At 71.8% G+C, this 19,984-nt stretch carries 18 protein-coding genes; 10 read left to right on the plus strand and 8 right to left on the minus strand.

From position 1 onward, the window contains the following. Positions 1-24: 24 nt before the first annotated feature. Positions 25-1,203 (minus strand): CoA transferase, encoded by a 1,179-nt coding sequence (locus tag VF584_19550; GenBank protein ID HEX8212380.1) that lies wholly within the window; start codon positions 1,201-1,203, stop codon positions 25-27. 144 nt (positions 1,204-1,347) lie between these two features. Here VF584_19550 and VF584_19555 point away from each other — a divergent pair, with 144 nt between their 5' ends. Next, positions 1,348-3,129 (plus strand): DEAD/DEAH box helicase, encoded by a 1,782-nt coding sequence (locus tag VF584_19555; protein ID HEX8212381.1) that lies wholly within the window; start codon positions 1,348-1,350, stop codon positions 3,127-3,129. 430 nt (positions 3,130-3,559) lie between these two features. On the opposite strand, the gene VF584_19560 is transcribed toward VF584_19555, so the two are convergent. Beyond that, entirely contained in the window at positions 3,560-4,093 is a 534-nt protein-coding gene (locus VF584_19560; protein HEX8212382.1) for a Smr/MutS family protein, read from the minus strand. Positions 4,094-4,135: 42 nt separating this feature from the next. Further along, the gene (locus tag VF584_19565; protein ID HEX8212383.1) at positions 4,136-4,426 is read right to left on the minus strand and encodes an HU family DNA-binding protein; all 291 of its coding nucleotides are present in this window, start codon (positions 4,424-4,426) and stop codon (positions 4,136-4,138) included. 102 nt (positions 4,427-4,528) lie between these two features. Between VF584_19565 and VF584_19570 the strand changes: the two genes are divergently transcribed. From VF584_19570 to VF584_19595, 6 genes are all read left to right on the plus strand, one after another. Beyond that, on the plus strand, positions 4,529-5,890 hold the full coding sequence (locus VF584_19570) for a HAMP domain-containing sensor histidine kinase (GenBank protein ID HEX8212384.1): 1,362 nt from the start codon (positions 4,529-4,531) through the stop codon (positions 5,888-5,890). After that, on the plus strand, positions 5,887-6,600 hold the full coding sequence (locus VF584_19575) for an HAD-IB family phosphatase (protein ID HEX8212385.1): 714 nt from the start codon (positions 5,887-5,889) through the stop codon (positions 6,598-6,600). The genes VF584_19570 and VF584_19575 overlap by 4 nt, the downstream gene beginning before the upstream one ends. Positions 6,601-7,049: 449 nt before the next feature. Then, on the plus strand, positions 7,050-8,135 hold the full coding sequence (locus tag VF584_19580) for an alanine--glyoxylate aminotransferase family protein (GenBank protein ID HEX8212386.1): 1,086 nt from the start codon (positions 7,050-7,052) through the stop codon (positions 8,133-8,135). Then, positions 8,132-9,733, plus strand: coding sequence for a phosphoglycerate dehydrogenase (gene serA / locus VF584_19585; GenBank protein ID HEX8212387.1), 1,602 nt, complete (start codon positions 8,132-8,134; stop codon positions 9,731-9,733). The genes VF584_19580 and serA overlap by 4 nt, the downstream gene beginning before the upstream one ends. Before the next feature lie 165 nt (positions 9,734-9,898). Next, positions 9,899-10,405 (plus strand): hypothetical protein, encoded by a 507-nt coding sequence (locus VF584_19590; protein ID HEX8212388.1) that lies wholly within the window; start codon positions 9,899-9,901, stop codon positions 10,403-10,405. Positions 10,406-10,619: 214 nt separating this feature from the next. Continuing rightward, positions 10,620-11,999 carry an HD domain-containing phosphohydrolase gene (locus tag VF584_19595; GenBank protein ID HEX8212389.1) on the plus strand — a complete coding sequence of 460 codons (1,380 nt, stop codon included), beginning with the start codon at positions 10,620-10,622 and terminating at the stop codon, positions 11,997-11,999. Positions 12,000-12,285: 286 nt separating this feature from the next. On the opposite strand, the gene VF584_19600 is transcribed toward VF584_19595, so the two are convergent. Further along, on the minus strand, positions 12,286-13,602 hold the full coding sequence (locus VF584_19600) for a GGDEF domain-containing protein (GenBank protein ID HEX8212390.1): 1,317 nt from the start codon (positions 13,600-13,602) through the stop codon (positions 12,286-12,288). A 253-nt stretch (positions 13,603-13,855) separates the two neighbouring features. On the opposite strand from VF584_19600, the gene VF584_19605 reads away from it, so the two are divergent. Further along, complete coding sequence (locus VF584_19605; GenBank protein HEX8212391.1) at positions 13,856-15,988, plus strand: S46 family peptidase; 2,133 nt, start codon at positions 13,856-13,858, stop codon at positions 15,986-15,988. Positions 15,989-16,148: 160 nt separating this feature from the next. On the opposite strand, the gene VF584_19610 is transcribed toward VF584_19605, so the two are convergent. Further along, a complete protein-coding gene (locus VF584_19610) occupies positions 16,149-16,502 on the minus strand; it encodes a helix-turn-helix domain-containing protein (protein ID HEX8212392.1) in 354 nt (117 codons plus the stop codon). Between the two features lie 84 nt (positions 16,503-16,586). Between VF584_19610 and VF584_19615 the strand changes: the two genes are divergently transcribed. Then, complete coding sequence (locus VF584_19615) at positions 16,587-17,207, plus strand: nitroreductase family protein (GenBank protein HEX8212393.1); 621 nt, start codon at positions 16,587-16,589, stop codon at positions 17,205-17,207. A 196-nt stretch (positions 17,208-17,403) separates the two neighbouring features. Then, on the plus strand, positions 17,404-18,090 hold the full coding sequence (locus VF584_19620) for a DsbA family oxidoreductase (GenBank protein HEX8212394.1): 687 nt from the start codon (positions 17,404-17,406) through the stop codon (positions 18,088-18,090). 154 nt (positions 18,091-18,244) lie between these two features. Here VF584_19620 and VF584_19625 read toward each other — a convergent pair whose 3' ends face one another. The 3 genes from VF584_19625 to VF584_19635 form a co-directional block, all read right to left on the minus strand. Next, the gene (locus VF584_19625; GenBank protein HEX8212395.1) at positions 18,245-18,592 is read right to left on the minus strand and encodes a DUF4186 domain-containing protein; all 348 of its coding nucleotides are present in this window, start codon (positions 18,590-18,592) and stop codon (positions 18,245-18,247) included. Positions 18,593-18,690: 98 nt separating this feature from the next. Further along, positions 18,691-19,320, minus strand: coding sequence for a GAF domain-containing protein (locus VF584_19630; GenBank protein HEX8212396.1), 630 nt, complete (start codon positions 19,318-19,320; stop codon positions 18,691-18,693). A gap of 92 nt (positions 19,321-19,412) precedes the next feature. Beyond that, entirely contained in the window at positions 19,413-19,970 is a 558-nt protein-coding gene (locus VF584_19635) for a heme NO-binding domain-containing protein (GenBank protein ID HEX8212397.1), read from the minus strand. Positions 19,971-19,984 lie beyond the last annotated feature (14 nt).

The raw sequence follows: 19,984 nt of genomic DNA on the forward strand, positions 1-19,984 counted from the left end.
GAGACGAGGCCGGGGCGCTTCGGGTCACGTGTCGTCCCCCCAGCCGAGCGCCTCGATCTGCGCCGTGTGCTCGCCCAGCGCGGGGGCAGGGTGGCGAAGCGCGGCGGGCGTGCGGTCGAAGCGCAGGGGCGATGCGATGGTGGCGACGCGGCCGAACGAGTCCCCTTCCATCCACCACACCCCGTCGCGTTCGGTGAGGGCTGGGTCGCGAAGCGCTTCGCCGACGGTCTGCACGGGGGCGCAGGGGACGCCGGCCTCCTCCATGCGCGCCAGCCAGTGATCGGCGGGCGCGGTGCGAAAGAGCTCTGCCAGGGCTCCGGTGACGGCATCGCGGTGTTCCACGCGGCCGGGGTTGGTGGCGAAGCGCGGATCGGCGCCCAGCGCGCCGGCGCCGATGGCGGCGCACAGGCGGCGCCACTGCGCATCGTTGCCGACCGCCACCACGAAGGCGCGGTCCGCCGCATCGAAGGCCTGGTAGGGGACGATGGTGGCGTGCGCGTTCCCGTAGCGCCGCGGCTCGCGCCCGGTGACGAGCGCGGCCTGCGTCACGTTCACCAGCCCCGCCAGCGCCGAATCCCAGAGCGACACCTCCACCCGCTGCCCGCGCCCGCTGCGGTCGCGCTCGCGCAGGGCGGCGAGCACGGCGACGGCCGCGTTCTGCCCCGTCAGCACGTCCACCACCGCCACGCCCACCTTGGCGGGCGAGCCCTCCGGCTCGCCGGTGACGGCCATCCACCCGGCGCGCGCCTGCACTGCGAAGTCGTAGCCGGGGCGCCCCGCCTCCGGCCCGTCGCTCCCGTATCCGGTGATGGAGCAGAAGACGAGGCGGGGGTTTTCACGCGCGAGCTCGTCGTAGCCGAGGCCCCACCCCTCCAGCATCCCCGGCGCGAAGTTCTCCACCACCACGTCCGCGCCGCGGGCCAGGCGGCGGACGAGCGCCTGCCCCGCCTCGCTCTTCAGATCCGCCGCCACCGAGCGCTTGTTGCGGTTGACGCAGAGGAAGTACGCGGACTCGTCGCCGGCCCAGGGCGGCCCCCACTGGCGCGTGTCGTCGCCGGAGCCGGGGCGCTCCACTTTGATGACGTCCGCGCCCAGGTCGCCCAGCACCATGGTGCAGAGCGGGCCGGCAAGGACGCGGCTCAGGTCCAGCACGCGGAGCCCTGCCAGCGGCGGGGCGTCGTCGGGAGGGCGCGGATCGGGCATCGTCGGGTGCGGGGGGTGGATGGAAGGTGCGGAGCATACCGGCTGGAGCCGTGGCGCGTCAACGCCTCGCGGTAGGCAAACTCTTTGCGAGGGGCTATCTTTCGCGGCTTTTTACACTTTCTGACACCCACCGGATTGCTAGATATGGCTTCGTTCAACGACCTCGGGCTTCGCGAGCCGCTCCTCGCGGCGCTGGAGGAAGGCGGCTTCGAGCGCCCCACCGCCCTCCAGCAGGCCGCCATCCCCGTGCTGCGGCGCGAGGGGAACCTGGTGGCGCGCGCCGGGAGCGGCGCCGGCAAGACGCTGGCCTACGGGCTGGGCGTGCTGGACCGCATCGAAGCGCGCGAGGAGGCGGACGACGAGGCCGGGGACGAGGCCGAAGAGACCACCGGCACGCGCGTCCTGGTGCTGGCCGCCACGCCGGAGCACGCGGAGCGCGCCACCCTGGAGCTGGTGCCGCTGGCGCAGGCGGTGGGTCTCACGGTGACCGCGTCGGGCCGCGGGTGGGGCACCGCCGCGGGCGAGGCGGACATCCTGGTCGCCACGCCGGCCGAAGTGCTGGAGGCGGTGCGCACCTCCGGCGTCAAGCTGGAGTCGCTGGAGGCGATCGTGGTGGACGGCGCGTCGGAGATCGAGGCGATGGGCGGGTGGGAAGCGGCGGAGACGCTCTTCGACCACGCCCCGCGCGCCGCCCAGCGCGTCCTTTTCAGCGCCGACATGACGCCGGGCGTGGAGGACATGATCGACCGGCGCATCAAGCGCGCCCTCCGCTACCCGCCCACCCCCGCCGATCCCGCCTCGGTGGAGCCGCAGAGCGCGACAGGCGTCTTCGGCTACGTGATCGTCTCCGAGCGCGAGAAGCTGGAGACGGTGGCCCGCCTGCTGGGCGGCGACCGCGACGGCGATGCGCCCCCGGTGCTGGTGTGCCGCAGCGAGGAGCGCGCCGCGCAGGTGGCGGAGGCGCTCGCGTTGCGCGGCTTCATCGCGGGCGAGGCGGGCGACGACGACGTGGACGTGGCGGTCCTCTCCTCGGGCGCCGGCCCGGAAGAGATCACCGCGACGCTGGGCGGCAACCCGGCGACCGTGATCTCCTTCGACGTTCCCGCCGACGAGGCGACGCTGCGCGCGCTGCACGGCGGGGAGATGACGGGGTTCGTCCTCCTCCTGCCGCGCGAGCTGGCGCACCTGCGGCAGATCGCCCAGCGTGCCCTCCTGGAGCCGCACCCGGCCGGGATCAGCGGCGAGGAACCCGCGGGGCGCGACGACGTGCGGGCCTTCCGCGACACCATCCGCCGCGCCATCCGCGACGAGGACATCTCCGCGCAGATGCTGGTGCTGGAGCCGCTCTTCGAGGACTTCACTCCCGCCGAGGTCGCCGCCGCCGTGGCCGCGCTGCTGCGGCGCAAGGCTCCCCCCGCCGAGCAGGCGGCGCCCGCGGTCACCCGCGACGCCCCGCGTGCCCGTCCCGCCGCAGCCGCTCCCGAGCGCAGCACGGCTGGCAGCGCGGTCGCGGCCTACGCGCGCCTCTTCGTCAGCATCGGCGAGCGCGACGGCGTGCGCGCGGGCGACCTGGTGGGCACCATCGCGGGCGAGACGGACATCCCCGGCACGCAGATCGGCAAGGTGGACATCCGCGACACCTTTTCCATCGTCGAGGTCCCCGCTGAGCTGGCGGAGCGGGTGATCGCGGCGCTCAACGGCACCACCATCAAGGGCCGCTCGGTGCGCGCGGACCACGATCGCGGGAGCACGCGCAAGGCGGGGGGCGCCGGCCCGCGCGGCGCCGGCGGTCCGCCGCGCCAGGGGGGCTTCGGTCCCCGCCGCGAGGACCGCGGCCCGCGCCGCGAAGGCGGCCCCCCGCGCGACGGTGGCGCCGAGGGCGGTTTCCGCCGCCCGCCGAACCGTAGGCCGGGGCGGGACGAGTAGGGCGCGGGCCCCCTCCCCCGCTCGTCACCTCGCGGCCCCTCCCCCAATAACTACCTGGGGGAGGGGCGTTTCGCGTGCGTTGGTGCGGGGCGGCAGGCGGCGGCGCAGAGGCGGGCACGGGTAGCCACGCGGGGCGGCCCGTACCGGTAACGGTGCGAAAGGCAGGGGTCGCGGCGGGGGCAAGGGTGGGCAGACACGCAGGTCTGCCCCTACCGGCGACGGTGCGAAGGGCGGCGGTTGAAATGGGGGCGAGGGCGGGCGCGATGAATCGCGCCCCTACCAAATCGGTGCAACCCGGGCCGCAGTTCTCCCCCTCCCCCGCCCTGCGCCCCCGCAGGCGGGGGAGGGGGTTGGGGGGAGGGGGCCTGCGGGTTCCGCCGAGGAACGAGCGGGGGTGAGGGCCCGCCTTGCGCTCAACCCCCGCGCCACACTAATCTTCGCCCTCCGTTCCGCCCCGTGACTCCTCCCGCGACAGCCGTTGGATCTCCGCGTCGAGCAGCGCCGGTGTTGGCGCGATCCCCAGCTCCCAGAGCGCTTCCTCCGCGCGGCGCAGCAGCTCGGGGGAGGAGCCGCGCAGCCGTTTCGCCACGCGCTCTTCGGCCAGGGTGCGCGGCGGGGGGGCCGGGCGGGTGAGCTCCACCTGGAAGCCGCCGCCTCCGGGGAGGAGCGCGAAGCCCTCCACCACGCTCCCGCGCAGCTCCGCCAGCAGGTGCTCCACCTCGCCCAGGAGCACGGGCGGGCCGGGGGAGCGGTTGCCGCGGCCGGTGATCACCACGACGGTGCGCACGCGGTCGGCGTGGCGCGCGCGGAGCCAGGCGTCGGCGCGCAGGCGCGCGGCGTCTCCAGTGAGGCCGTGCAGGTCCAGGAGCGGGTGGAGCGAGCCCCACCGCGGGGCGTGGCGCTCTCCGCGAGGCGGCTTACGGGGCACGAGGGGGAGCTCCGGCGCGGAAACGACGAGAGCCACGGCACCCTGCCGTGGCTCTCCGCAACGCGGTCCGGGTTGGGCTCAGGTGCCCAGGAGGCGATCCTTGAGCCCCTTCCCCGCGCGGAAGGCCGCGCTGGTGGAGGCGGCGATCTGGATCTCCTTGCCGGTGCGCGGGTTGCGGCCCGTGCGGGCCTCGCGCTTCTTGGTCTCGAAGCTGCCGAACCCGGTGATGGTGATCTTCTCCCTGTTCCGCAGCGCCTCGGTGATGATCCCGTCCTCCACCGAGAAGAGCGCGTCGACCACCTTGGTCGCTTCGGTACGCGGGATGTCGGCGCGGCTGCTCAGCTGCTGGATCATTTCGGACTTGTTCACCCGGGAGCTCCTGTGATTGAGGTGAGAACCGGCGCGCTGGTCTCCGGCGCCGGACGGCCCCAAGAGTAGGACCCCGCTCCGTCCACGTCAAGAGAGATTCCCGTGCCCGAATCCCCAGTCGCCACGCCAATCCCGGTGGGGGAAGCCTCCCCGCGGGAGCTGCAGGCGGCGTACGACATCGCCCACGCCTTCCTTACGGCGAGCTCGCCGGACGAGGTGTACGAGCTGGCGCTGGAGCGCGTATCGCCGCTGGTGGGCGCCGCCTTCGCCAGCGTCTTCGTGCGCGACACGCCCGACGAGCTGCGCCTTGCCGCGCAGTGGAACTGGCCCGCACGGTACGCCGAGCACCTGGACCAGCTCCGCGTGCGGGTGGGGAACGGCCCCACCGGGCGGGCCGTGGCCGAGAACCGCGTGGTGGAGGTGTTCGACGTCCACAGCGACCCGCTCCTGGAGGACTGGTGGGAGGTGGCGCGGGAGCTGGACTTCACCGCCTCCGTCTCCCTGCCGCTGGTCACCGGCGACGCGCCGGAGGGGGCGATCACCTTCTACTTCCGCACCTCGGACACGCTGCGCGAGACGGACCGCTCGCTGCTGCGGCTGGTGGCGGACCAGCTCTCGGCCACGGCGGAGAAGGCGCACCTGATCGCCGACCTCACCGACGCCAACCGCCGCCTGCGCCAGCAGAACGTGGAGCTGGAGGCGCGCTACCGCGAGGCGGAGGAGGCGCGGCGGCTCAAGGGCGAGTTCATGGCCAACATCTCCCACGAGCTGCGCACCCCGCTCACCGCCATCCTGGGCTACACCTACCTCCTGCGCGAGGGGATCGGCGGCGAGCTGTGCGAGGAGCAGCGTACCTCGGTGGACAAGATCGAGGAGTCTGGCACCGAGCTGCTGGAGCTGATCAACGACCTCCTCGACCTGACGCACCTCCAGCTCGGCCGGCTCCCGGTGCAGGCGGAGACGACCGACGCGGTGGCGCTCCTGCACGGCATCCAGGGGAACGTCTCGCCCGATCCCGCCGCAGGGGTGGAGGTGATCTACGACGTCCCCGACGTGTCCGTTCCGGTGCGCACCGATCCGTCGCTGGTGCTGCGCATCCTGCGGCACCTGGTCTCCAACGCCTTCAAGTTCACCCCGTCCGGCAGGGTGACGCTGCGGGTGCGGATGGTGGCCGGCTCGCCGTGGACGGAGGAGGCGCAGGCCGGTGGCGGCACGCGCAACCGCGTGGTGTGGGAGGTGGAGGACACGGGGATCGGGATCGACGCGGCGCAGCTGGAGCGTATCTTCGACGAGTTCCGCCAGGTGGACGGCTCGCCCACGCGGCGCTACGGCGGCACCGGGATCGGCCTGGCGCTCTCGCGGCAGCTCGCGCGGCGGCTGGGCGGAGACATCGGCGTGCGCTCCTCGCCCGGACAGGGCTCCGTCTTCTCCCTCTCGGTGCCCGCGGGCTTCCAGGGCGCGTGAGCTTCGCCAGCATCGTGTTCGACTGCGACTCCACGCTGGCCCGCGTGGAGGGGATCGACGAGCTCGCCGGCCCGCACGCGGAGGAGATCCGCACGCTGACCGAGCGCGCGATGGAGGGCAGTCTCGCGCTGGAGGAGGTGTACGGACGCCGGCTCGACATCATCCGCCCGACGCGCGCACAGGTGGAGTCGCTAGGCCGCGACTACGTGGCCGCGCTGGTGCCCGACGCGCGCGAGACGGTGGCCGCGCTGCGCTATCTTGGCAAGACGGTGCGCGTCGTCTCAGGCGGCCTCCTCCCCGCTGTGCTGGCGGTGGCGGCCGAGCTTGGGATCGCGGAGGATGACGTGCGCGCGGTCGCGATCCGCTTCGACGCTGCGGGCGAATACGCCGGGTTCGATGACGCTTCGCCGCTGGCGCGCAGCGGGGGGAAGGAGGCGGTGCTGCGCGCGTGGGCCCTCCCCCGCCCCGCCCTGATGGTGGGAGACGGCGCCACCGACCTGGAGGCGCGCCCCGCGGTCGATGCCTTCGCCGCCTACATGGGAATCGCCTTCCGCGACGCGGTCGCCGCCGGCGCCGACTTCGTCCTGCGCGCCCCGAGCCTGGCCCCCGTCCTCTCGCTGGCCGCGGACGACGCCGATCGCGCGCGCCTCGCCGCATCGCCCTTCGCCGCGCTGCTGGAGCACGGCGACCAGCTCCTGCGGCAACCGTAGGAGACACAGAGCCACCAGAGCACCATTTCCTGAACGGAGCGCCCCCACCACGCCTGCGCCCCCAACACCGACGCTGTGGCGCGTAGTGAAGGAGACGGACTCTGCCGCGTACACCGCACCATCCCATGTTCGGAACCCGGCGCTCGACGGGAGCCGGCTGCACGACACTGCACTTCGGCGGCATGGCCCTTCGACCGCCACGCACGGTTTACCGAACATGGGTTGGATCGCGCTGCTCGGGAGAAGTCCCTCTCCTTCACTCCGCGCCAGAGTTCCTCGTGGGGTCAGCTGCCGGGGGGCGCTTCGTTCAGGAAGTGTTTCGCTGTGGCTTGCAGTTCTCTCTGTGTTCTCTGTGTGAGGCTTTTCTCCGTCGTTTTCCTCTTGCGGATCGCCGCCTCACCCTCGACCTTCCCGCCTCCGAAACCCTCGCACCCAGTCTCAACGAGCGAATGACCGCGTTCGGCCGTTTCTTTCTTCCCGGACCCACCGAGGTGCACCCCGACGTGCTGGCCGCCATGACGCAGCCCATGATCGGCCACCGCGGGTCCGGGATGTCCGCGATCCTGGCCGGCTGCGATCCGGTGCTCCGCGCCATCTTCCGCACCGAGCGCCCGGTGTACGTCGCCTCCTCCTCGGCCACCGGGCTGATGGAGGGCGCCGTGCGCAACGGGGTGCGCCGCCGCGCGCTGTCGCTCGTCAACGGGGCGTTCAGCGAGCGCTTCCGCGACCTGGTGGCCGATTGCGGGCGCGAGGTGGAGACGTACGAAGTGGAGTGGGGCCAGGCCCACGACGCCGCCGAGGTGCACCGCCGCCTCCGCGCGGGCGGCTTCGACGCGGTCACGGTCGCCCACTCCGAGACCTCCACCGGCGTCCTCAACCCCGTACGCGAGATCGCCGAGGCCGTGCGGGCCGCCGAGCGCGACACGGGCGACGAGATCCTCCTGCTGGTGGACGGCGTCACCAGCGTGGCCGGGGCGCTGGTGGAGATGGACGCGTGGGGACTCGACTTCCTCCTCACCGGTTCGCAGAAGGCGCTGGCGCTGCCGCCGGGGCTGGCGTTCGGCGCGGCGTCGGAGCGGATGATGGCGCGGGCGGAGACGATCCCGGGGCGCGGCCACTACTTCGACCTGCCGGAGTACGACCGCTTCTGGCGCATGCACCAGACGCCCACCACCCCGGCCCTATCGCTGATCTACGCGCTGGCGGAACAGGCGCGGCGCATCGATGCGGAGGGCGTCGAGGCCCGCGCCGCGCGCCACGACGCCATGCGCGAGCGCTCCCTGGCCTGGGCGGAAGAGCGCGGCATCCGCCCCTTTGCGCCCGAGGGTTGCCGCTCGCCGACCGTCACCACCCTGGCGATCGAGGGCCCCGTCGCCGCGCCGGAGATCGTGGCGCGGCTGGCGAAGGCGGGGTGGACGATCGGCGGGGGATACGGCAAGCTCAAGGATACGACCATCCGCATCGGGCACATGGGAGAGCACACCGTGGAAGAGCTGGACGCGCTGCTGGACGCGATCGACGAGGTGCTGCGATGACGCGCTTCCGCGTGCTGGTGACCGACGAGGTGGATCCGGAGGGGCTCGCCCACCTCCGCTCGCATCCCGACATCGAGGTCCACGAGAAGCCGACACGTCCCCTGGCCGAGGTGATCGCGGAGATCGGCGAGTACGACGCGTTCGTCGGCCGCAGCGCCACACGCGTCACTCGCGAGCTCCTCCAGGCCGGCGACCGGCTCAAGGTGATCGGCCGCGCCGGCGTGGGCGTCGACAACATCGACCTGCAGACGGCGACGGAGCTGGGAATCGCCGTCATCAACGCGCCCGGCGGGAACACCGTCTCGGTGGCGGAGCTGGCGTTCGGCGTCCTCCTCTCCCTCGTCCGCAACATCCACATCGCCGTGGAGTCGATGCGCGGCGGCCGCTGGGACCGCTCGCGCCTCGGCGGCTCCGAGCTGCGCGGGAGGACGATGGCCATCATCGGCCTGGGGCGCATCGGGAGCGAGATGGCGCGCCGGGCCCGCGCCTTTGGGATGACGCTGATCGCCTACGACCCCTTCGTCCCGCCCGCGCGCTTCGAAGAGCTCGGGGTGGAGCGAATGGAGCGCCTCTCCGACGCCATGGACCGCGCGGACGTGGTGACGGTGCACACCCCTCTCACCGCGGAAACGGTAGGGCTGATCGGCGCGCCGGAGCTGGCGCGTCTGGGGCGCGGCGCGATCGTGATGAACCTGGCGCGCGGCGGCATTGTGGCCGAGGATGCCCTCACCGATGCGCTCACATCGGGACGCATCGCCGGGGCGGCGCTGGACGTGTTCATCGGCGAGCCGCTGGCGGCCGACCACCCGCTGCGCGCCGTCTCCAACCTGATCCTGACCCCGCACCTGGGCGCATCCACCAGCGACGCCCAGCGCAGCGTCTCCATCGAGGCGTGCTCCGCCGTCCGCGACGCGCTGGTCACCGGCGACCTGAGCGCGGCGATCAACGCGGCCGGCGTGGGCGGCTCCGGGTGGGGCGAGCTGCGTCCCCTCCTGGCGCTTTCGGACCGCCTCGGACGGCTGGGCCGCGCCCTCCTCCCCGGCGCCGTGAGCGCGCTGGAGCTGCGCTACACGGGCCCGCGGGGCGAGCAGGCGCCGCGCCCGCTCCTCCTCTCCGCGCTGCAGGGCACGCTGCGCGACGTGGTGGACCGCCGCGCCATCAACCTGGTGAACGCGCAGCACGTCGCCACGGAGCGGGGGATCGAGACGGCATCGACGCACGTGGCGGGGCGCGGCGAGCTGGGCGAGGAGGTGGAGCTGCGGATGGAGGCGGGCGACCGCATCATCCGGGTGGCGGGGGCGGTGCTTGGGGAGACGCATGGGCGCATCATCCGCATCGGCGCCTTTCGCGTGGACGTGGCGCCGCGCGGCACCCTGGTCGTCCTGCGCAACCGCGACGTCCCCGGCGTCATCGGCCGCGTGGGCACCCTCCTCGGCGAGGCGGGTGTCAACATCGCCGAGTATCACCAGGCGCGCCTGCAGGTCGGCGGCGAGGCCCTCGCCGCCATCACCGTCGACGGCCGCATCCCCGCCGAGGTCCTGCAGCAGCTCTCGGAGCTGCCGGAGGTGCTGGACGTGCGGCAGGTGGACATGGAGTAAAGCACGGGAAAAAACCATCACACAGAGAGCACAGAGGGAACTACAAGACGCAGAGAACCTCTTCTTCTTTTCTTTTCGTGCCCTCCGTGTCTCTGTGTGAGGCGCTTTTCCGGCGCGCACCTTGCTCCACCGGCGCCCATCGTTCTCCACCCCAACGAGGCATCCATGAGCATCCGCGAGTGGCTCAAGCAGCGGATTACCCACAGCGCCGGGAGCGGTGAGGGCACCGACTCGTTCCTGAACCGGCTCGTCTTCGGCAAGGAGACGCCGCAGCAGCGCTCCCTGGGCGAGTACGACAAGCGCTCGTATCCGCCCGAGCTGGTGGACCTCCTCCGCCGCCGCGCCGAGGTGACCGACGAGGTGATGGAGATGGACTTCACCACCGCGCAGGCACGCCGCGACGCGATCCCGGAGCTACAGCGGCTCCTCCACAAGTACCCTCACCCGGTGCTGTACGAGGCGCTGATCCACGCCTACGCCGATTCCGGGCGCTGGGACGAGGCCCGCGGCGTGGCCTACGCCGCCCGCGAGCGCCGCCTGGAGTGCTCCCGCTCCACGTATCCCGAGATCCGCTCCGAGATCGACCGGCTCAAGGAGTGGAGCCCCGCGGACGTGGACGAGATGCGGCGGGAGCGAGAAGGCGGCGGGCCACCCACGCCCACGCCTGCCTGAGCACCACCGGTGGAACGAAACGTAGCGGGGACGGAGCCGATCCGTCCCCGCGTGTCGTTCGGGGATTGAACCCGCACGCCCCGCGCCCGACGCGGCGCTCTCCGGACAGCGGTGGGTGCAGCTCACCTGTTACCCTGTGGGGGAGCAGCGAGGAAGGTCCGGCACACGAAATGCCTCATTCGAGGACACATCCTGCACCCGGCGGCGAACCGACATGGCGACCAGCGAACCAACACCCACTTCCTCGGACGATCCCGTAATTGCGCACCTCCAGGGCGCCGCGGAGGCGTACCGGGACATCGACGCGCAGAGGGCGGAGGACGAGCGCGAGATCGAGACCCTCCGCCATTCGCTGAACGAGGCGCGCGGCCACACGCATCGCATGCAGGCGGAGCTGGACGCCGAGCGATGGAACGCCGAGCGGGAGCGTCAGCGCGCGGAGTGCCTCAAGGAGGCGATGAGGCAGATCCACGGCGCCCTCTTCAGCGGCGACGTATCCACGCTCATCCTGCGCGCCTGCCTCACCATCAGCGGCGCCACGCGCGGAATGTACGTCACCGCGCGCCGGCCGGACGGGGCGCTGCGGGTGCGCGCCGAGATCGACGTGGACGCGATCGTCGGCGGCCCGCCGCCGCCCGTCCTGGCGGAGCTGTGCCGCGAGGCGCTGGACAAAAAGGACACCATCGTGTGCAACGAGGCCGAGGCGGAGGAGCGCTTCGCCGTCGACAACGGCGAGGGGCTCCGCTTCCGCAACTGCGTGGCGGCGCCGGTGGTGCTGCTCGCGAACCTCGACGGGGTGGTGCTCGCCGCGGACAAGACGGACGGCGACTTCGACGACCGCGACATCGAGGCGCTCATCAGCGTGGGCGACCAGGCCGCCGTGGCGGTGAAGAACCGGCACCTGGAGCGCGCCCTGCAGACCGCCTACGTGCACACCGTCACCATCCTGGCCGATGCTGTGGAGGCCAAGGACCCGTACACCCACGGCCACTGCGAGCTGGCCTCGCGCTACGCCCGCCTGATCGCCGCGCGGCTGGACCTCTCCGAGTACGAGCGCGCCCTTGTGTGCTACGGGGCCCTCCTGCACGACGTGGGGAAGATCGGGGTGAGCGACGGCGTCCTCAACAAGCCGGGCCCGCTCCTCCCGGAGGAGGTGCAGCTGATGAGGGCACACGTGCGCGTGGGCCACGACCTGCTGCGCAACGTCCCCGCCCTTCACGACGTGGCGGAGGTGGTGCTGCACCACCACGAGCACTACGACGGGAGCGGCTACCCGGACGGGATGAGCGGCGAGGAGATCCCGATGCCGGCGCGCATCGTGGCCGTGGCGGACGCGTACTGCGCCATGATCACGCGCCGCAGCTACAAGGAGGCATACTCCGAATCCGACGCCCGCGCGGAGCTCCGCCGCTGCTCCGGCACCCAGTTCGACCCCGAGATCGTGGACGCCTTCCTCGCGGTGCTGGATACCCCCGAGGCGCAGGACCAGGACGACGATGATTTCGCCGAGTGCGGGCTGCTCCCCGGCTTCGAGCGGCTGCACGAGGACGTGACCGCGGGGTGGGGTGCTGTCGCGGTGGCGCCGGGGGGGTGATGAACACCCGGCGCGCGAATAACGGGAGACGGGACGCCGAGAGATGAACACCGGCGGCGGACGCCGGGAGATGAACACCGGCGTCGGACGCCGGGGGCTGAAGCCCCCGGCTGGAACGACGGGAAGGCGGCTAAAGCCGGCTCGAGAAGCGCGGCATTGGACCCGGAGTCCGCGAAGGCGGACTTCGTGCTGTTGTTGCAGCGACTTCAGTCGCCCGGCACACCGGAATACAGAAGAGGCGCGGAGGATTTCCTCCGCGCCTCTTCCGTGTTCGCGTGCGTCGAACTCAGATCGCGGGGGGGCGGGCTCCGCCGCGGGCGCGGACGGGGTGCAGGTGGGCGGCGCGGCGGCGCTTGGCCTCGTACAGGCGGCGGTCCGCCTCGCGGATCATCTGCTCGGCTGAGTCGAAGCTGCCGTCGTACGTCACCACCCCCGCGCTGACCTCCACGCGGCCGGCGAGCTGCTTGCGGACGCGCTCCACCAGCGCCTCGGCGCCGGCGCCGTCGCCGCCGGGGAGGATCACCAGGAACTCGTCGCCGCCGTAACGCACCACCACGTCGGAGCGGCGCGCCTCGCGGCGGAGCGCCTCGGCCACGGTGCGCAGGAGGCGGTCGCCGGCGGCGTGGCCGCTCTGGTCGTTGACCTCCTTGAAACCGTCCAGGTCCAGCGCCACCAGCGCCAGCGCCTCGCCGCGCGTGGCGCCCGCCCACACGTGCTCCATCACCACTTCCATGTGGCGGCGGTTGGCGAGCCCCGTCAGCGGGTCGGTCAGCGACAGGCCGCGGACGCTCTCGATCAGCCGCACGCGGCGGATCGCCATCTCGGCCTGGAGGGCGAGGGCGCGGAGGATGTCCCAGTCCTGCGGCTCGAAGATGCGCTCGTCGCGCCGCTCGGTGAGCACCAGCACCGCCTCGTCGCCCACGGGGACGTGCGCCACCAGCGCCGTCTGCGGGTTTTCGAAGAGGGGCGCGGCGGCGGGAACCCGGCCGTCCACGCGCGCGTCCAGCGTCACGAGAAGCCCGGGCTTGGCGAACACCTCGTCCCACAGGATGCACAGGCGGTGCTCGCCGTGGCGCGCATTGGGCGCACACGGGGCGCGCAGCATCCCACGCTCGCCGTCGCGCGCGAGGCCCTCGGCGCGGTGGCCGCCCACGATGCGCAGCGCGTGCTCGGCCAGGGCGCAGAGCACCTCGTCCTCGGTCTCGGCGGCGTTGAGCGCTTCGAAGTAGGCGATGAGCTGGTCGGGGAGGAGCTGGCGCTTGGCGAGGCGCGCGCGCTCGCGCCGCAGCGCCTCTGTGCCCCAGGTGACACGGTCGCGAAGCTCCGCCTCTTCCAGGCCCCGCGGCACCCGGCACGCGGAGCTTCCCGCCACCAGCACGCCCTCGCCGTCCGAGGCTTCGAGGAGCACCAGCAGCTCGAGGTCTTCCACGCAGGGCGCCGGTTCCTCCTCGAGCTGCTGCAGGTGCTGCTGCACGCGGCGGCCGGTGACCACGGTGGCGGCGAGCGGCGAAGCCACGTGCAGCTCCGAGTCGCCGCCCATGAACCCCGTGGGCGTGGCCAGCACCAGGCTGAGCTCCCGGTCCTCTATACGTCGATGCCGCATAAGCTCCTTCGCGCGCAGAACAGGCGGGCCGCCGGTGTGCCGGAGAGACCCGGAAAGGCGAGGCTACATCGTTGTCCAGCAAGGAGATGGCGAATATACGAGTGTTTCGCTGAGAGGTCAATGCGTGTCACCGTTTGCGGACATTCGGTGCCGGTTCTCTTTTCGAAAGACTCTTCCGGCTCTCCCCTTGCGTCAGGGCTCGCGCAGCGTGTTCCCGCGATCCCAGCAACCCCACTTCCGTGTGATGACCCAGATGCGTTCGACCGTCTTCCTGCTCGCCGCCGTGCTGGCCGGGTGCGGCACGGCCCGTACGTCCAACGAGCCCGTCACGGCCCCGACCCGCGCCGCCGAGCCGATGCCGGCTCAGGCCGCACCCGCCGCGGCCCGGGCTGCGTCGTCGTACGACACCATCCGCGCGCGCCCGTTCGACACGGGGCGGATGTGGACGTTCGACTTCCCGCCGCTGGACCACTTCCAGCGCACCTACGGCTTCCGCCCCACGCAGCAGTGGCTGGACAACGTGCGGCTCTCGGTGGTGCGCTTCGCCACCTGGTGCTCGGCGTCGTTCGTGTCGCCGGAGGGGCTGCTGCTCACCAACCACCACTGCGGCGTCCCCACGCTGGACCCGGTGCAGCGCGCGGGCGAGAACCTGCTCACCAACGGCTTCATCTCCCGCACGCGCGCCGAGGAGCGCCGCGTTCCAGACCTGTTCGTGGAGCAGCTCGTCTCCATCGAAGACGTGACGGAGCGGGTGGCCGCGAGCGTGGGCGAGGGCACGCAGGAAGAACGCCAGTCCCGGCAGATGGCGGTGCGCCGCGAGCTGGAGCGGCCCGACTCCGCCAACCGCATGCGCTACCAGGTGGTGGAATTCTACAACGGCGGCCGCTACAGCCGCTACGGCTACAAGCGGTTTGACGACGTGCGCCTGGTGTTCGCGCCCGAGCAGGCGATCGCCTTCTTCGGCGGCGACCCGGACAACTTCAACTATCCGCGCTACAACCTGGACATGGCGCTGTACCGGGTGTACGACGAGAACGGGCGCCCCTTTCGCCCCGCCAACTACCTCCGCTGGAGCGCCGCCGGCGCCCGCGAGGGAGACCCGGTGTTCGTGGTCGGCAACCCGGGGACGACGCAGCGCCAGCTCACGAACGCGCAGCTCGAGTACCTCCGCGACGTCGCCCAGCCGGCGCAGCTCGCGGTGCTGAACGCGCAGCGCACCTCCCTGCAGCGCATCGGCCAGGCGGACCCGGCGCGGGGGCTGGAGCTGCGCGACAACGTGTTCAGCATCGAGAACTCCATCAAGGCGATCACCGGCCGCCGCCAGGGGGCGCTGGACCCGGCCCTCTTCGCCCGCAAGGTGGACTGGGAGCGCCGCTTCCGCACGGCCGTGCAGGGCGACCCCGCGCGCGCGGCCCGCTACGGCGCCGCGTGGGACTCGATCACGGCGTTCCAGGCGGAGCGCCGCGCGCTGGCTCCCGGGCTCCTCTACAACGCCTACCTCAACTCGGGCCCGCTTGGCCAGGCGATGGCGGTGGTGCGCGCGGCAGGAGGCGAGGCGCAGTTCCGCGGTGCGGCCGGAGCCCCGCTCACGGCGTCGCGCGGCGAGCAGGTGATCGAGCTGGCGGAGCTGCTGCGCGTGGCCCAGCGCAACGTTCCGCAGGACTCGGTGCTGCGCCTGGTGCTCGCCGGCCGTTCGCCGGACGAGGCCGCCACGCAGATCGTCTCGTCGTACACCCTGGCGGACACCACGGCGCGCAGGCAGCTGCTGGCCGGGGGCGCCGCCGCGGTGCAGGCCTCCACCGACCCGGTGATCGCGCTCGCCCGGCAGGTGGCGCCGGTGGTGGTGGCGCGGCAGCGGGCGATGGCGGCCATCAACGTGCGCGAGACGGCGCAGCGCAACCTGCTGGGACGCGCCTTCTACGAGGTCTACGGCACCGACGTACCGCCCGACGCCACCTTCACGCTGCGCATCGCGGATGGCGTGGTCAAGGGTTACGAGGCCAACGGCACGATCATGCCGTGGAAGACGACCTTCTACGGTCTCTACAACCGCGCGTACGGCTTCGACCAGAAGACGAGCGACTTCGACCTTCCGCCGCGCTGGGACACGCCGCCGGCCGGCCTGCGGCTGGAGACGCCGTTCAACTTCGTCTCCACCAACGACATCATCGGCGGCAACAGCGGCTCGCCGATGATCAACCGGAACTCGGAGGTGGTGGGACTGATCTTCGACGGCAACCTGCAGTCGCTGCCGGGGAACTTCATCTTCGACGAGACGCAGAACCGCACGATCTCGGTGCACTCGGCCGGCATCCTGGAAGCGCTCCGCAACGTGTACCGCGTGCAGCGCCTGGTGGACGAGCTCGTCCCGCCCACGCGCCGCTGACCTCTGTGGCACACCACGAAGACGCCCCCCGCGCAGCACAGCGCGGGGGGCGTCTTCATGAAAATCCTCACACAGAGAGCGCAGAGGGAACTACAAGCCGCAGAGAAACCCCTTTTCTGTTCTTCTCTCCGTACCCTCTGTGTCTCTGTGTGAAACGCTTTTACGATGCCTGCTCGATTCGATGGTCGAGCCACTCGTGCGCCCACGCACCCAGCGCATCCACGGCGGTGGCGAGCGCGCGGCCCTTTTCGGTGAGCGCGTACTCCACGCGCACCGGCGTGTCTGGAATTACGCACCGCTCCACCACACCCTCCTGCTCCAGCTCGCGCAGGCGCTCGGAGAGCATGCGGTCCGTGATGTCCGGGATCGCGGCGCGCAGCCCGGCGAAGCGGGTGCGCCCCCGAAGCAGGACGAAGATGATGGCGCCCGTCCAGCGCCGGCCGACCAGCTCGACGGCGCGATGGAATAGCGGGCAGAGCGGCGTGTGCGCATTCATGGCTTCTACGATAGACAAGAAGGACTCCTTGACGCAATCTACTTCCTTTTGTATAGTTGATACTCAAAACGCAGAACGAAGTTCACCTGAAGGGATAGAGCCATGATGAACACCAGCATCGACTTCCTGAACGTCCGCGAGGCGGCGGAGCAGCGCCGCTCGATCCGTGCCTACGAGCCGGTCCCCATCCCGCGCGAAGACATGGAGGAGATCCTCGACGTGGTGCGGCGGGCGCCTTCCGCGTTCAACGTGCAGCCCTGGCGCTTCGTCGTCGTGGAGACGCCCGAGCTGAAGGAGCGGCTCGCGGCCGCCGCGTTCAACCAGCGCCAGGTACACTCGGCGCCCGCCGTCATCGTCCTCTACACGGACATGAAGGACTCGCTGGACAACCTCGACGCCATCGTGCACCCCGGGATGAGCCCCGAGCAGCAGGAGGCGACGCAGCGCACCGTCCGCAACATGTTCGCGAAGCAGAGCGAGGACGAGCGCGAGACGTGGGGGCAGGGCCAGGGCTACATCGCCCTCGGCTACCTCCTGCTGGCGGCCGAGGCGCGCGGCTACCAGACCTCGCCGATGGCAGGCTTTGACCCCGCTGCCGTCAAGGCGCTCCTGAACCTGCCGGAGAACGCCCGCATCCCGGCCCTGATCGCCATCGGACGCGGCGCTGAGGAAGGCTTCCCGCAGCACCGGCTGCCGCTGGAGAGGATTCTGCGGGTGGCGTAAGAACAGAAGTGCTAAGTGCTAGGTGCCAAGTCCTGAACGGCAGTGCGTGAGTGCGTGAGTGCGCTTCCCACTTAGCACTTAGCACTTAGCACTTAGCACTTAGCACTTAGCACTTAGCACTTAGCACTTGGCACTTAGCACTTAGCACTTAGCACTTAGCACTTGGGACTTAGCACTTCCCTTCCCTGGAGACCATATGAAGATCGAGATCTATTCCGACGTCGCGTGCCCGTGGTGCTACATCGGGAAGCGGCGGTTCGAGAGGGCGCTGGCGGCGTTTCCCGGGGCGGGTGAGGTGGAGGTCGTGTATCGGCCGTACCAGCTCGATCCGGCGGCGCCCGCCACGGCGCGGCCGCTCCTGGATGCGCTGAAGGAGAAGTTCGGGCCGGGGGCGGCTTCGATGGCGGGCAACGTCGCCGAGGCGGCGCGCGGGGAGGGGATCACGATGGACTTCGAGCGGGCGCTGGCGGCCAACACGCTCGCCGCGCACCGCCTCCTGCGCCTGGCCGAGCACGAGTTTGGCCCGCCGGTGCAGCACGCGCTGGCGGAGCAGCTCTTCGAGGCCCACTTCGCCCGCGGCGCCGACATCGGCGACCCCGCGGTCCTCACCGGCCTCGCCGCCGCCGCGGGGATGGATGCCGAACGGGTGCGCGGGTACCTGGCGTCGGATGAGGGGCTGGCGGAGGTGAAGGGCGAGATCGGCGATGCGCGGCAGCTCGGCATCACCGCCGTTCCCACCTTTGTCTTCGAAGGACGGTATGGTGTGCAGGGCGCCCAGCCGGCCTCCGCGTTCCTCCAGGCCTTCGAGACCGTCGCCCGCGAATCCGCCGCCGCTCCGCAACCCGGCGCGGACGGATGCGACGACGGGTCGTGCGCGGTGTGAGGGCCGGGTGCGGGGGCGAAGGCGCCGGGGGCGAAGGCACCGGGGGCTGAAGCCCCCGGCTGGAACCACGGGAAGGCGGCTAAAGCCGGCTCGAAAAACGCAACATCAGACCCGGAGTCCGCGAAGGCGGACTTTGTGCTTTGTTGCAGCGAGTTCACTCGCCCGACAGCCACCGCTCGATCGCCAACACCACGTGCGCCTGCTCATCCGCCGTGAGCTCGCGGCCGGCGGGGATGGCGTGCCACTTCTGGAGGCAGCCGCGGCAGCAGGTGGCTGTGGCATGCTGCGCCACGAAGACCGGGTGGCCGCGAAAGGGGGTCTGCTTGCCGTCCCTGGCGGGGTTCGCGGGGGCCAGGCGCCGGGCCACGAAGTCCGCCGCGTGCACCAGGATCGTGGGAAGCCCCTTCGCCTCCAGGTACGCGCGGTCCGCCGCCCCCAGCCGGAACCGGCTCCGGAAGCGGGACCCCGCTAATCCGCGGAACACCCGGTCCAGGTCGCGCATCTACCTCCCCACTCCTGTCATCCCGCTTCTCCGTCCCCGCCCCGACTGCGCCGCTCCGGGCCCGCCGCTCCTGGAACACCGCTCCTGAATGACGCACCCTACACCGGCGCGCGGGCCTCGCGGAGGGCGTCGGCGAGGGCGCGGTTTTCGGCGACCTGGGCAGTCAGCTCGGAGGCGAGCTCGCGGAGGCGGAGGGTCTGCTCCTCGGCGTGGCGCGCGCGGTGGCGCAGCTCGATCTCGCGGCGCGCGGAGGACGCAAGCTCGCTCAGGATGTCCACCTCGTCCGGGGTCCAGGCCCGGGGCGAGTGGTCGATGGCGCAGAAGGAGCCCAGGATGTGGCCCTCGGGGCCCGGCAGCGGGACGCCCACGTACGCCGCAACGCCCAGCGACTCCACCGTGGGGACGAGGCTGTACACCGGGTCCGCGCGCGCGTCGTTGATGACGAGCGGCTGGTCGGATTCGATGGCGTAGTGGCAGAAGGTGCGCCCGGTCAGCTCGCGCGAGGTGGCGAGCGGCTCGCCGAAGCCGTGCGCGCTCACGTAGAAGTCGCGCTCGTAGTCTACCAGCGAGATGAAGGCGGCGGGGACGCGCAGGAGCTTCACCGCCAGGCGCGTCATGCGGTCGAACGCCTCCTCGGCATCGCTGCCCAGGAGGCCGGTGCGGTGCAGCGCGGCGACCCGCTCGGGATCGTGCACCGCGCGGGGGGCTTCGTTCGTCGGGATGCTCAAGATCGGTACTCCGGTTCTGCTCGGGAGGCCGCGCGCGGGTGGGAACGCCCGCCGCGGGGTCCGGACCGCGCTTGCACACCCCGGACCACCGCTCAGGCCTCCCGCGCGCCCTCCACCAGGCGCACGGAGATCAGGCAGCGCTCGCCGCCACGGTGCACGCACTCGGGCTGGTCCACGTCCACCGCCTCGGCAAAGTGGAGCGCCATGCCGCGCGCGATCCCCTCCGCCAGCGAGCAGAGGCCGCGTTTGGAACGGTAGTCGATCTGCACCTCGGTGGGGGAGACGCGGCGGGCCAGGAGCGCGGGGGGCGCGGCGCCGGGCATGCGCGCGCGCACCACCGTGTGGATGGTCTCCTCCGTGTGCTCGATCACGTCCAGCGTGCGCCAATCCCGGTCGATCAGCGGTGCGTAGACGCGAAGCAGGGCGGGGGCGATGAAGACCCCGAAATCCTCCAGCAATTCGTTCAGCGGGCGCCCCGTCAGGCGGCTGGCGGCCAGCACCAGCGCGACGATCTGCTCGTCGGGGTAGATGCCGTCCAGCCGGTGGTTCTCCGGGGGGACGCCCGCCGACTCGGCGAGCGGGAACCAGGCGTCGCGGCCCAGGCGGTCGGTGACGTACTGGCGGAACTGGTTCATCACGATTCCGTGCACGGCCTGCTCTCCTC

Source organism: Longimicrobium sp. (genome assembly GCA_036389135.1).
Classification (GTDB): domain Bacteria; phylum Gemmatimonadota; class Gemmatimonadetes; order Longimicrobiales; family Longimicrobiaceae; genus Longimicrobium.

What these genes read in the sequence shown, in the direction of transcription:
- VF584_19615 (HEX8212393.1), top strand. Translation starts at nt 16,587, where the DNA reads ATGATGAACACCAGCATCGACTTCCTGAACGTCCGCGAGGCGGCGGAG.
- VF584_19605 (HEX8212391.1), top strand. Translation starts at nt 13,856, where the DNA reads ATGCGTTCGACCGTCTTCCTGCTCGCCGCCGTGCTGGCCGGGTGCGGC.
- VF584_19580 (HEX8212386.1), top strand. Translation starts at nt 7,050, where the DNA reads ATGACCGCGTTCGGCCGTTTCTTTCTTCCCGGACCCACCGAGGTGCAC.
- serA (HEX8212387.1), top strand. Translation starts at nt 8,132, where the DNA reads ATGACGCGCTTCCGCGTGCTGGTGACCGACGAGGTGGATCCGGAGGGG.
- VF584_19595 (HEX8212389.1), top strand. Translation starts at nt 10,620, where the DNA reads ATGGCGACCAGCGAACCAACACCCACTTCCTCGGACGATCCCGTAATT.
- VF584_19555 (HEX8212381.1), top strand. Translation starts at nt 1,348, where the DNA reads ATGGCTTCGTTCAACGACCTCGGGCTTCGCGAGCCGCTCCTCGCGGCG.
- VF584_19600 (HEX8212390.1), bottom strand. Translation starts at nt 13,602, where the DNA reads ATGCGGCATCGACGTATAGAGGACCGGGAGCTCAGCCTGGTGCTGGCC.
- VF584_19625 (HEX8212395.1), bottom strand. Translation starts at nt 18,592, where the DNA reads ATGCGCGACCTGGACCGGGTGTTCCGCGGATTAGCGGGGTCCCGCTTC.
- VF584_19590 (HEX8212388.1), top strand. Translation starts at nt 9,899, where the DNA reads ATGAGCATCCGCGAGTGGCTCAAGCAGCGGATTACCCACAGCGCCGGG.
- VF584_19620 (HEX8212394.1), top strand. Translation starts at nt 17,404, where the DNA reads ATGAAGATCGAGATCTATTCCGACGTCGCGTGCCCGTGGTGCTACATC.
- VF584_19550 (HEX8212380.1), bottom strand. Translation starts at nt 1,203, where the DNA reads ATGCCCGATCCGCGCCCTCCCGACGACGCCCCGCCGCTGGCAGGGCTC.